Raw genomic sequence first — 12,534 nt, forward strand, 5'->3', positions numbered from 1 at the left:
TTAAAAGATGAAACAAATCTAAAAAATTGTGAAACCTTTGAAGATCTATTATGTGAAATTGAGGATTACATAGATTATCATAATAAGTATAGATGCCAATGGAACTTAAAAAAGATGACTCCTGTTCAATACAGAAATCATCTTTTATCTTAGGGTCTTTTTATAAAATGTCCTTGACTTAGGGTACATTTTATTTTTATACTAGCCTTTATATACTTTTTCTATATCTAACTATAAAAGTACATTATTAATTTTACCCTTTTGAGTTAAAGTAATTGGCACTTCTCACAGTAATAAATACTGCCACCTAAATAATTTTCTTTTTTTATAATTTCACCACAAGAAACACAAGAAGAGCCTACACTATTTTTGCTCATCATAGTTTTATATCCACCATTGTTTCCATGCAGGTCCTTTTCTGTATCTCTTCCACCAAGTTCTGTCATTTTAGAAAGAACAGTTTTAATGGAACTATATAAAACTTCCTTATTCTCATCTTTTAATGTATTAATTTTTCGTTTTGGATGAATTTTAGCCTGCCATAATATATCCTGCAACACTCCATTTCCAAGGCCAGGTATTCGCTGTTCTGTAGCAAGAAATGCTTTTATACTTAGCTTCTGTAAATCCTGTGAAGATATCAGTTTATCAAAATAAGTTTCATTAAATTCATAAGAAAGTGGAGATGGTTTTTCCTTTGTAACCTGATAATAATTATTGGAAAACCCTTCTTTGGTATTAAAACACCATATTCCTCCATACATCTGAACCGATGCACTAACTTCAGATGAATCATTAAACACTAACAGAAGTTGATGTTTTGCCGGACGTTTTTCACTACTGTCACGATATCTAAACCCTACCCCATCACCAATTAATATTGATGTACTATCAGCACTAATTTCAACCATACCTCCGTAGGCAGTTGCCATATTAATAGTCTTTCCTACAAGTATTTCATGGTATTTTTGTGGATCTCCATGATACCATGCAAACTTATGTGGATTATGAGCAGCAACAACATTCACAATCTTCTTTCCACTAATTGTATTGTTAATCTGACCTGCAAGTGTTAAAGCTTCAGGTATCTCAATCATTGTTATCCCTCCAATTATTTAAAACATAGTTTATCTAAATTTAACTTTTCTAATTTTTTCTTATTATTCCATTATATACTTAGCGTAAAAAAAATAAAAGAAAGAGAATCTCCATAATATGATGATTCTCTTTCTTTAATATTTAAAACATTTATTCATTTTCCTTAGTCTGTTTTACTAATTTAAGATTATATTTTTCTCTTATTATATTTTCTATTTCAAGAGCTATTTCAGGATTTTCTTTTAGATATAACTTAGAATTTTCTCTTCCTTGACCAAGTCTAGTATCTTTATAAGAAAACCAAGCTCCACTTTTTTCAACTATATCTTCCTTAACTGCTATATCAATAAGTGCACCTTCCTTTGAAATTCCTTCATTGTACATTATATCGAATTCAGCTAGCTTAAAAGGCGGAGCAACCTTGTTTTTGGTTACTTTTATCCTTGTTCTACTTCCAAGAATATCTTCCCCTACTTTTATAATATCTATTTTCCTTATATCAAGCCTAACTGATGAATAAAACTTCAGCGCTCTTCCACCTGTTGTTGTTTCAGGATTACCAAACATAATACCTATTTTTTCTCTTAGTTGGTTTATAAATATAACAACACATTTAGATTTATTAATTGATCCAGTTAGTTTTCTTAAGGCTTGTGACATTAACCTTGCCTGCAATCCTATATGAGAATCCCCCATGTCACCTTCTATTTCAGCTCTTGGAACGAGGGCAGCAACAGAGTCAACCACAAGGACATCTAAAGCATTTGATCTTACAAGTGCTTCAGCTATTTCCAGGCCTTGTTCTCCAGTATCAGGTTGAGATATAATCAAATCATCAGTATTAACACCCAGTTTTTTTGCATAGGATGGATCCAAAGCATGTTCCGCATCGATATAAGCCGCAGCACCACCACTTTTTTGAGCTTCTGCCACTATATGTAGTGCTACTGTTGTTTTACCAGAAGATTCTGGTCCATATATCTCCACTATTCTACCCTTTGGAACTCCTCCAACGCCAAGGGCTATATCTAAAGCAAGACATCCTGTTGGGATAGCTTCTATATTCATTGTTGAGGTTCCTCCAAGCTTCATTACAGAACCTTTTCCAAATTGTTTTTCTATATGGTTCATAACTGTTTCTATAGCCATACTTCTATCATTACTTATATTCATTTTTATCAACTACCCTTTCAAAAGCCATTATAGCTTAAATTATGTCTCACCTTTTTAACTTCTACTGAGTAAAACAGCCCTCTTTAACATACACTTCTATTATGAGCATATTTAGTAGTCATTTTCATTAATTAATCTAGCAACTTTTCTATTTATTACTTCAAAAGTTGTGTTTAATTTGAATGCCAATTCTGTAAACAATATACTTTGAACATAAGATAAAAGTTTGATATCTTGCTGATGAAATTTCCTTCCTTCTGCTTCAATTTTAAGCTTTTTTCTCATTAAAGTACTTATTACCTTAGAGATTTCTTTACGATCTCCATTCTTTACAACCTTAGAATATACTTGATTTCTTTCAGTGTTAGCTTCTATCCACTCTACACCTGGCTCCCTAAAGGATTCTAAAAGTTCTTCTGCCTCTTCTTTGTTTACAAGCTGTAACATGGCTACCTTATCACTCTCAACTGGGACACTTATACTTAATGAACTATCGTCCACTGGGTGCAATTTATAGTAATTTCTTTTTTTACCCCCTATTATTTGTTCAAATATGTCATCTACACGGCAAATTCCATGGGCCGAATAAATTATTAATTCTCCAATATTAAACATTTCAATTTCTCCCTTGTTGTACTTTGTCAACTAAGTTGACTAATTTCATTGTACATTAAATTTAACAAATTGTCAATTAAATTGACAATTCTTAATGAATTATGTATATTATTTGTATATTATTTTAGTAAAGATAACGATTGGAGTGAAGCCATTGAATTCTGAATTACAAAACTTACATTTAATTGATTTAATAAGTGAGCGTCACGTTCTACTTCGTAGAATATGTGAAAAATCATGGAATGATAGTAGTGATATACATATTTCAAACTCTGAATGGTATATCATGGCAAGAATATATAATAAAAAGACAACTCTATCTTACGTTACAAAACATGTTGATATCTCTAGACAGGCAACTCATAAATTTGTAAAAAATCTTGAAGCAAAGGGCTTAATTGAAATTACAAATTCAACAAACAATAATAGGGATAAATGTTTGCAGTTGACTCCCTTAGGTGAAGAATGTTATGAGATAAATTTATCTCAAAAGGCAGCCATAGAGCAAACACTATGTGAGAAAATTGGAACTGATAAGGTAGAAATACTTAAAGATATGTTAAAACTAGAATGGGACATATAGCTAATAAAATAGCCTTATGTCTCTGCTAATGTGTTTTTATTATATCTTTAGAATCATAAGGCTATGCAATGACTCTATATTTATCAAAAACTACTGATTATTTTACATCTTTTGCTTTTGCAAGTTTTGCTGCTCTCTTTTCTGCAAGTAATATTTTTTTCTCTTCCTTTGCAGCTTTTTCAAGTATTTCTTTTTCCTGTTTTTCTTCATTTCTTTTCTCTTCTAGTTCAGCTTTTGACTGCTCTTGCTTTATATGCAATTTTTCTAATATACTATTCTGAACTTCCTCATTTGCTGCTTCTAGAAACATTTTAAATGCTTCTGGATATGCGAAGGCTTTTACTCCAAGGTCATCTTGAAATTTCACTAATATCTTATCGCCCTCTACCCCCGTTATAACTCCTGATCCGAATTTAATATGATTAACTTGCTCATTTTTTATATTCATTCTTGACCGTCTCCTCTCTAATTTCAAACTAGTGTTTTAATAATTTTCACTTTCAGCCATTCTTCTTTCATGCTATTTTTCTTTTATAATATCATTACTTATAGCATAAACCAACGACTCATAGCTTTGTAAGAAACCTTATTATAAAAAAACTCAAAACCACCTTCAGATGGTCTTGAGTTTTCATACACACTGACAATATAATAATATCATTTTTACTTTTACTTGTCAAATTGACTTACCCATATGGTTACATAAGTATAAAAATTATCCAATATAATCTACTAATTGTTATATAATCCCATTTCCTTATTGATGAAATCCTCACAAGAACGCATAGCTAGAATTGTTTCTTCAAATAATTTCTCTAACTCCCAGCCAAGGATTTCTGCTCCTTGTCTGATTACATCCCTTGAACATCCTGCAGCGAATTTCTTGTCTTTGAACTTTTTCTTAAGACTTGAAAGTTCCATATCCATAACACTCTTAGATGGACGCATTCTTGCAGCTGCACCAATCAAACCAGTAAGTTCATCTACCGCAAATAATACTTTTTCCATCTCATGTTCTGGTTTCGGTTGTTCTTCTGCACAAAGTCCATATCCATGGCTAGCTACTGCTCTTATTAATCTTTCATCAAGACCACGTTGTCTCATTATTTCTTGAGTTTTGCTACAATGTTGTTCTGGATATATTTCAAAATCTAAATCATGAAGCAATCCAACTCTAGACCAAAACTCTGCTTCATCTCCATATCCAAGTTTCTTTGCAAAGTAATTCATAACACCTTCTACTGTTAATGCATGCTGAATATGAAATCCTTCTTTATTGTATTCGGTAAGTAGTTCCAACGCTTCCTCTCTTGTTATCATCATAATATCCTCCTATAAAAACTTTATTAATAATATTATATTTTAAGAATATTACAAATACAAATAATATTAAAGAAGTATATCATATCTTATTTCTATTAATAATATTTAATATACTCCTATTATTTGAAATAACCCTTGGAATTTTAATTTGATTTTTTGATATTCCCTTCTTATATAAAGATTCCTTAATTGTATTGAAGGTATTTGGTTGTAAAAGTATTACTTTTACCATAGATAAATTCTTGTTATTTCTAGCTCTATCATAGGCTAAGTTAGAACTTCTAATCTCCTTATCCAAGGTTTCCTCTAATAATTTAATCTTATAATTATATATACTATTTTTAAATTCAAAGTAAAATGCATATCTTCCAGGTGTAACCGAGTTATCAGGCATTGTAGTATAATCTACTAAGTTTAAATTTAATTTTTTTATTGTACTTTTTATAGAATTAGTTAAATGTTCTTCATTAGTTTTTTCAGATACCATATTCAACACTTGATTCTTCCTATATAAAAACTCCACTTCAGGACAATTATTATAAAATCCAACTACCTGAATAACATCACCCATTCTATATCTATAGAGACCTGCATAATTAGTAATAACTATTTCATACTTTGTCCCTATTTCTAGCTCTTCTAAACAAAGGGTGTGCTGACTATCTTCTTTCCCTTCCTTTTGTGGAATAAATTCATAAAAGGCAGTGTCAGGGATAATTACATATCTTATCTTATTTCCATAAGGATTAATTCCAATCATAGCTTCAGTAGCAGCATAGGCTGGTGAATAAATTGGCAATGAATCAGTATAATAATTTACTTTTTCATCATATATAGAAAAGTTTGCTCCAGTTACTGTGGCAATATATGATAAATTAGGCCATACTCTTCTACTTATACCCTTCAATCCTTTTTCAAATTCATACTCTAATTTATCAGCTCTACTAGCATCAGGAGAAAGAAGTGAATTTAACTTTTTTCTAGTGTTTTCATCAATATTCAAATTATTTCTTATACACCCTCTCCTTATATCTCTAACTAAATCTTGATGTTTACTTTCTAATATTCTAAATAAATCCAATATATTAGATATAAAAACTCCACTAATATATAAAAGATTAGTTTCTTTTAAGGCAAATAACAGATGAAGATAAAGGGAGGATTCCTTATCTTTTATTTTCATAACTTCTATTGGTGAAGTATATAAGTATGGTAATATAAACCTTATACCATTCATCCCTCCAGAAGTAGCAGAACATATTGGTACTCCTCCTTGGGTATAAGTTGTCATTACTATATCAGCTATCATTAAGCCTCTTCCATAATTCCAATTTTCTCTAAAGTTATCATAAGAAAATTTATTGGTAAGTAAGGCCATATATTTTGAAGCAAGTTTTCTACTTGTTTTAGTAGATGGAATTAACTTTTGCTTTCCTGTGGTTCCTGATGTATGACCAAAGTATTCCACACCTTCACTTATTAAAATATTCTTTTCTCCATCTGACATTCGTCTTATATAGTTTTCGTAATAATCATATTGGGTTAATGGAACATGTTCTTTAAAATCATCTATGGAGTTGATATCTCGAAAATTAAACTTAATTCCGATTTCACTTTTGCAATTTTCTCTTAATATTTTGAATAACACTTCTTCATTGACTTTTTTGCAATTTCTAGTTTCTTTATCAAACTTCTTTTTAACTAATCCCCCACCTTCAATGGTGATTTTGTACAAGGCTTTGCTTATAAAGCTCGTGATAACACACTTCCTAAGTATTTGTATATATCTAATGTATGAAAAAATATAAAATGATGTTACACCTTGATGGAGACGAATTGCTTTAAATCCCATCCATGACTAAAAAAGGACTGCAGTATATTACATTTTTTCAACACTTTCCATGCCTAATAAATCTAAGCATTGTTCTAATACATCTTTAACCAAAGTAATAAGAACTAACCAAGAAATTTTTTTATTTTCATCTTCTTCATATAATATTCTTGTATCATTATAGAATTTATTAAAGTTATTTGATAATTCATAAACGTATTCACATATCTTATGTGGTGCACGTTCTCTAAAGCTCAGCTCAATTACTTCATTAAATTTAATTAATTGTAACATTAGGTTTCTTTCTGTATCACTTTGTGGTTCTAATACATTTTCCGTTAACTCAGATGTGTTAGCTTTATTTAAAATAGATTTAATTCTTACTATTGTATATAAAATATATGGTCCTGTATTTCCCTCAAAGGAAGCAAATCTATCTATATCAAATATATAATCCTTTGAAGCTTGATTTGATAAATCACCATATTTTAAAGCTGCTAAACCTACCTTTGATGAGATTTCTTCAACATCTCCTGCTGATATATTTTTATTACCTTTAAGCTTTTCTTTACCCGCTTCTTTAATTAAATTTATTAAATCTGCAAGCCTCATTACTCCACCTTCACGAGTTTTAAATGGTTTTCCATCTTTTCCATTCATTGTTCCAAAGCCTATAAAATCTAATTCTACATTCTCACCTGCAATTCCAGATTTTTTAGCTGCTCTAAAGAATTGCTCATAGTGAAGTCCTTGTCTTTTATCAGCTAAGTATATTATTTCATCAGCCTTATAGTTTCTAACTCTCTCTACAACTGTAGCCAAATCAGTTGTTCCATATAATGATGCTCCATCTGATTTCAGTAATAGTAATGGTGGAAGTGCACTCTTATCCTCTTCCTTACTTACATCAATAACTAAAGCACCTTCACTTTCATAACAATACCTATTATCCTTTAAATATTTTATCATGTCTGGGATAAACTTTTGTGCATCGCTTTCACCATTCCATAATTCAAAGTCAACATTTAATGCACCATAATTTTTCTTTAAATCATTAACAGAAACATTTAATATGTGTTTCCATAATGCTAGATATCCTTCTCTACCTTGTTGAAGCTCAAGGGTAGCTTGTTTTGCTGCATTCATAACTTTTTCATCATTTTTAGCAAGGCTACTAGCATAAGGATATATTTCTTCTAATTCATCTATTGTGAATGGGGCTTCTTTTGGATACTCTCCAGTAAAACCTTCATTAAAATAAGGTAAATTTGGATTACGTCTTTCAACTTCAGAGATAACCATCCCCATTTGAAGACCCCAATCACCTAAGTGAACATCTCCAATTACATCATGGCCTATAAACTTAGCAATTCTTTTTATACTTTCTCCAATTATTGCTGATCTCAAATGACCTATATGTAAGGGCTTTGCAACATTTGCTCCACCATAATCTACAAATATTTTTTTAACTTTTGTAGCAGATGAAGTTCCAAACTTTTCATCATTATTCATCTTATTTACATAGTCAATTATTAATTTATCATTAACCGTTATATTAATAAACCCAGGTCCTGCAATTTCTAATTTAGAGAAAAATTTATTTTCCTTTAACTTTTCAACAATTTCTTGAGCTATGACACTGGGTGCCTTTTTGTATCTCTTAGCATTAGCTAAAGCACCATTGCATTGATACTGACATAAATCTGGTCTATTAGATACAGTTACCTTTCCTGATTCTTTATCATATCCAAGCTCTTCAAAAGTACTTTTTACTACATCACTTATTTCATCAATAAATATCTTCACACCATACCTCCTATTTTCTTGCTAAATATAAATCTATGCATCATAAACATTTAAAACATTTTCATTTATAATAAATTGTGGTATCCTCATTAAATATTAATCGCTTGTCCATATTATGCCCCTAGTAAAATTTTTTATACGTATTTCTATCTCACCTTTTATCTTTTAAGTCTTACTTTAACAAGCAACTATTTCCTTTATCATAAACTCTTTTCCACATAATAACTCCCATTCTTCACTTGTACAGCTTGGACACTTACTACTATTCTCAATGATATTAAAAACTTTTCTACATTTTTTACAGATTGCATTACCTGGTAATATTTCAATCTTTAATTTTGTGTCCTGTAATCTTGTACCATCTACTGCTACCGGATAACAAGATTCAATATATTTAGGAATCATTGAAGAGAGTTCTCCAATTTGTAAAACTATTGTATCTATTTTCTTTAATCCATTCTTTTCTGCGAAATTTTCAACAGTTTTAACCACTTCAATTACTACACCTAATTCATGCATTAAAATCACCCTTCTTATCTAGGTAAAAAGGTAGAGGGTAACTATATGTTCCCTCACCTTTTCTCCTGTAATATGTCAATTATTTTGTTTTATTTTTAAGAATCTTTTGTGAATAACTTTTTAATCTTTCTAGCTGTGATTACACCTTTACGCTTAATTATACTTTTAACAATTATTGGTTTAAGCTTTTCAAGTGGTACACTTTGCGCATCATATTTTCTAAAAAGTGTAATAGCATCAAACTTACATCTGGTTGTACATGCACCACAGCCTATACATTGATATTCATCTGTAATTGTAGCACCACAGCCAAGGCAACGTTCTGTTTCCTTCATCACTTGCTCTTCAGTAAATGTAGGGCGTAAATCCTTAAAGGTTTCTTTTGATTTCTTTCCATCTACATGGTCTACTTTCTGCCTTGGTATGCGATCATATCCTTGTAATGTTAAGTTTTCTTTATCAAGTGCAGAGTACTGTCTTCTGTCTCTTCCAAGAACTAAGCTCTGTCCAGGTTGAACATAGCGATGAATTGAAATTGCACCTTCTTTACCCAAAGCAATTGCATCAATAGCAAACTTAGGACCTGTTAATACATCCCCACCAGCAAATACATCTGGCTCCCCTGTCTGTAGAGTGAAGGAATCTGCTTTCACTGTCTTGTTTGGATTCAATTTTATTTTGCTGTCTTCTAGCAATCTACCCCAATCCATTCCTTGACCTACTGAAATTAGAACATGATTTGCCCTCACAATCTTAGTGATCTCTTCATCAAATACAGGACTAAATTTTCCACTATCATCAAAAACTGAAAGACATTTTTTAAATTCTATGCCTATAACTTTCCCATTTTCTTCGAGAATTCGCTTTGGACCCCAAGAGTTATTGACTTCAATACTTTCTGATAATGCTTCTTCAATTTCTTCTTCAAGAGCTGGCATTTCCTCTCGACTTTCAAGACAGAACATGTTAACCTTTGAAGCTCCAACTCTTGTAGCTGTTCTTGCAACATCAATAGCAACGTTACCGCCACCAATTACAACCACGTCTCCTTCAAGGTTTACCTCATTACCCAAGTTTACATTACGTAAGAAATCAACCCCTGTAATAACCCCTTCTGAATCTTCACCCTGGATACCAAGTTTTCTGCCTAACTGGGCACCGATTGCAAGATAGAATGCTTCATATCCTTGACCTCTTAAGTATTTAAGACTTATGTCTTTACCTACTTCAATACCAGTTTTAAATTCTACTCCTAGTTCTCTTAAAATATCTATTTCTGCATTTATAACTTCTTTTTCTAATCTATAAGAAGGAATACCAAGGGTAAGCATACCACCAAGTACCTTTTGCTTTTCAAACACCGTTACCTTATAGCCATCAAGAGCTAAATAAAAAGCACAAGAGAGACCTGAAGGACCAGCGCCTATAACAGCAATTTTATTACCATATTCATGTCTTAATTTTGGTACATAACGAGTATCCATTTTTAAATCTTGTTCAGCAATAAATTTTTTGATTTCATCTATAGCGACTGGTTCATCAATATCTCCTCTAGTACAAGCAGATTCGCATTTTCTTGGACAAATACGCCCGCATACAGCCGGAAACGGATTTTCATTCTTAATAAGTTCAAGCGCTTCTTTGTATCTTCCTTGAGATGCTAGCTTAACATAACCTTGAACAGAAATATGTGCTGGACATTGTGTTTTACAAGGACTTGTACCTGTATCAACAACATTTTTCTTGTTGATACGATGATCAACATTCCATTTATCTGGACCCCACTCTGTATTGTGGGCAAAGTCAACTCTCTTCTTCTCAACAATTGGTGTTTTAGCACATAATTTTTGACCTAATTTCAATGCATTAACTGGACAAACTTGAACACACTCTCCACAACCAACACATTTGTCTTTATCAACTCTTGATACATAATTTGAACGCACCATATCATTATTTAAGAACATTCCTGCAATTCTCGTAGCGTAACATGAACAGCCGCAACAGTTACAAATGGCATGAGTTTTTCCTGGACCATCTGCATTTGGCATTTGGTGCATTAAACCATTTTCTTCGGCTCTTTTAATGATTTCAAAAGCTTCTTCGCGGGTAATTGCTCTGCCTCTTCCTGTTCGGATATAGTATTCAGCAGCATGACCAAGCTGAATACACATATCTTCCTTCAAGTGGCCGCAACCTTCTCCCATAGCTTCTCTTGATGTACGACAAGAACAATCCGAAACGGAGAAAACAGTATTTTCATTGAGATATTTAGAAACTTCCTCATAGGATGCTCTTTTTGTTTCACCTTGAATTGATGTTTCTATAGGAATAACACGCATAGGACCTGTTCCAACTGGAAAAATGCCTGCTGTTATAGGTGCTTTTTTTCTTCCATAGGCCTCAAAAGCCTCGGCAATTTGCTTATAATTCTCAACACTTTCCTTATGCGGGTGGTTAACTATCATTTCCATGTGTCCTGGAACCCAAATCTCAAACCAATACTTATCAATGCCATCTTCTTTACCAACGAAGCAAACACCAGCAAGGGCTAGTTCCCATAGAATTCTCTTTGTTTCCTCTAAAGATTTTCCACATAAAGCAGCAACTTCTTCTGCGCTCTTTGGTTTACGGAATTCAACGCAAAGTCCTACTTCTGCCATTTCTTCTGTAACAACTGGCTCCAAAATTTTATATTCTGGATCTTTAGGCTTTATCTCATTTTTTGAACCAGGTTTTATCTTACTTATATGGTTGGCAAGCTCTAATACTTTTACTTTTACCACGCATATTCCCCCAATAACTTTTTAATATAATCCTATTTTCCATTCCAATCTTTTACTTCATTACGTATCCAGTTAACCCAGTCATCAATTCCCTCACCAGTTCTAGCAGAGATTGGGATAACCTTGATATTGGAATTCAATTTTTTCACACGCTCTTTCACTGCTTCTAAATCAAAGTCAAAATAATCTATTGCATCTATCTTGTTAATTAATAAAACATCAACAATGGAAAACATTAAAGGATATTTTAAGGGCTTGTCATCTCCCTCTGGTATACTTAATATCATGGCATTTTTTGATGCACCAGTGTCAAATTCTGCTGGACATACTAAGTTTCCTACATTTTCTAATATTACAAAATCAACATCTTCTGTTCCCAATCCATTTAGTCCTTGTTTGGTCATATCTGCATCCAGATGGCACATGCCACCGGTATGCAATTGTATTACCTTTGCACCAGTCTTTGAAACAGTATTAGCATCCACATCTGAGTCAATATCAGCTTCTAAGACCCCCATACTCATTTCATCTTTTAAAGCTTCAATTGTTCTTAAAACAGTTGTTGTTTTCCCTGAACCTGGTGATGACATTAAATTTAACAAAAAAGTCTTATCTTTTTTTAAATCTTCTCTAAGTAGTTCTGCTTGTTTATCATTGTTTTCGAAAACATTTTGCTTAATCTCGATAACTTTATACATATCCATACTATTTTACACCCCCCATTTAATTTTTCTTTTTTACATTAAAACATAAAAAATATTACTTACAATAAAATTGTATCATGTAATCCATATTAATGA

12 protein-coding genes are annotated in these 12,534 nt (G+C 31.9%); 2 read left to right on the forward strand and 10 right to left on the reverse strand.

All coding sequences use genetic code 11. The annotated features are described in order from the left end of the window. Positions 1-153, forward strand: a 153-nt coding sequence (locus IO99_RS11310; RefSeq protein ID WP_035133477.1) for an IS3 family transposase, incomplete at its 5' end; no start/stop codon positions are given. A gap of 113 nt (positions 154-266) precedes the next feature. Here IO99_RS11310 and IO99_RS11315 read toward each other — a convergent pair. The 3 genes from IO99_RS11315 to IO99_RS11325 form a co-directional block, all read right to left on the reverse strand. Continuing rightward, positions 267-1,097, reverse strand: a complete 831-nt coding sequence (locus tag IO99_RS11315) for a formamidopyrimidine-DNA glycosylase (RefSeq protein WP_035133480.1) — start codon at positions 1,095-1,097, stop codon at positions 267-269. A 151-nt stretch (positions 1,098-1,248) separates the two neighbouring features. After that, positions 1,249-2,271, reverse strand: a complete 1,023-nt coding sequence (gene recA / locus IO99_RS11320; RefSeq protein ID WP_035133481.1) for a recombinase RecA — start codon at positions 2,269-2,271, stop codon at positions 1,249-1,251. Positions 2,272-2,382: 111 nt separating this feature from the next. Then, the gene (locus tag IO99_RS11325) at positions 2,383-2,886 is read right to left on the reverse strand and encodes a CarD family transcriptional regulator (RefSeq protein ID WP_035133482.1); all 504 of its coding nucleotides are present in this window, start codon (positions 2,884-2,886) and stop codon (positions 2,383-2,385) included. A 154-nt stretch (positions 2,887-3,040) separates the two neighbouring features. Here IO99_RS11325 and IO99_RS11330 point away from each other — a divergent pair, with 154 nt between their 5' ends. Then, positions 3,041-3,469: a MarR family winged helix-turn-helix transcriptional regulator gene (locus IO99_RS11330; protein WP_035133483.1), complete on the forward strand. Its 429-nt coding sequence runs from the start codon at positions 3,041-3,043 to the stop codon at positions 3,467-3,469. A gap of 97 nt (positions 3,470-3,566) precedes the next feature. Here the strand turns inward: IO99_RS11330 and IO99_RS11335 are convergent, their stop codons facing one another. The 7 genes from IO99_RS11335 to hypB form a co-directional block, all read right to left on the reverse strand. Beyond that, on the reverse strand, positions 3,567-3,917 hold the full coding sequence (locus IO99_RS11335; protein WP_035133484.1) for a hypothetical protein: 351 nt from the start codon (positions 3,915-3,917) through the stop codon (positions 3,567-3,569). Between the two features lie 284 nt (positions 3,918-4,201). Beyond that, positions 4,202-4,789 carry an HDIG domain-containing metalloprotein gene (locus tag IO99_RS11340; protein WP_035133485.1) on the reverse strand — a complete coding sequence of 196 codons (588 nt, stop codon included), beginning with the start codon at positions 4,787-4,789 and terminating at the stop codon, positions 4,202-4,204. Between the two features lie 82 nt (positions 4,790-4,871). Then, on the reverse strand, positions 4,872-6,539 hold the full coding sequence (locus IO99_RS11345) for a GH3 auxin-responsive promoter family protein (protein ID WP_035133722.1): 1,668 nt from the start codon (positions 6,537-6,539) through the stop codon (positions 4,872-4,874). Positions 6,540-6,671: 132 nt separating this feature from the next. Further along, positions 6,672-8,429, reverse strand: a complete 1,758-nt coding sequence (gene argS, locus IO99_RS11350; protein ID WP_035133486.1) for an arginine--tRNA ligase — start codon at positions 8,427-8,429, stop codon at positions 6,672-6,674. 177 nt (positions 8,430-8,606) lie between these two features. After that, positions 8,607-8,948: a hydrogenase maturation nickel metallochaperone HypA/HybF gene (locus tag IO99_RS11355; protein WP_035133487.1), complete on the reverse strand. Its 342-nt coding sequence runs from the start codon at positions 8,946-8,948 to the stop codon at positions 8,607-8,609. Between the two features lie 95 nt (positions 8,949-9,043). Then, positions 9,044-11,734 (reverse strand): FAD-dependent oxidoreductase, encoded by a 2,691-nt coding sequence (locus IO99_RS11360; protein ID WP_035133489.1) that lies wholly within the window; start codon positions 11,732-11,734, stop codon positions 9,044-9,046. Between the two features lie 32 nt (positions 11,735-11,766). Next, a complete protein-coding gene (hypB, locus tag IO99_RS11365; protein ID WP_035133491.1) occupies positions 11,767-12,438 on the reverse strand; it encodes a hydrogenase nickel incorporation protein HypB in 672 nt (223 codons plus the stop codon). Positions 12,439-12,534 lie beyond the last annotated feature (96 nt).

Origin of the sequence: Clostridium sulfidigenes, from assembly GCF_000732635.1 — a bacterium.
Classification (GTDB): Bacteria; Bacillota; Clostridia; order Clostridiales; family Clostridiaceae; genus Clostridium_J; species Clostridium_J sulfidigenes.

Bases quoted from the DNA above. Each gene is read 5' to 3' on its own strand.
- hypB (WP_035133491.1), bottom strand. From the start codon at position 12,438: ATGGATATGTATAAAGTTATCGAGATTAAGCAAAATGTTTTCGAAAAC.
- IO99_RS11340 (WP_035133485.1), bottom strand. From the start codon at position 4,789: ATGATAACAAGAGAGGAAGCGTTGGAACTACTTACCGAATACAATAAA.
- IO99_RS11315 (WP_035133480.1), bottom strand. From the start codon at position 1,097: ATGATTGAGATACCTGAAGCTTTAACACTTGCAGGTCAGATTAACAAT.
- IO99_RS11355 (WP_035133487.1), bottom strand. From the start codon at position 8,948: ATGCATGAATTAGGTGTAGTAATTGAAGTGGTTAAAACTGTTGAAAAT.
- IO99_RS11335 (WP_035133484.1), bottom strand. From the start codon at position 3,917: ATGAATATAAAAAATGAGCAAGTTAATCATATTAAATTCGGATCAGGA.
- recA (WP_035133481.1), bottom strand. From the start codon at position 2,271: ATGAATATAAGTAATGATAGAAGTATGGCTATAGAAACAGTTATGAAC.
- IO99_RS11325 (WP_035133482.1), bottom strand. From the start codon at position 2,886: ATGTTTAATATTGGAGAATTAATAATTTATTCGGCCCATGGAATTTGC.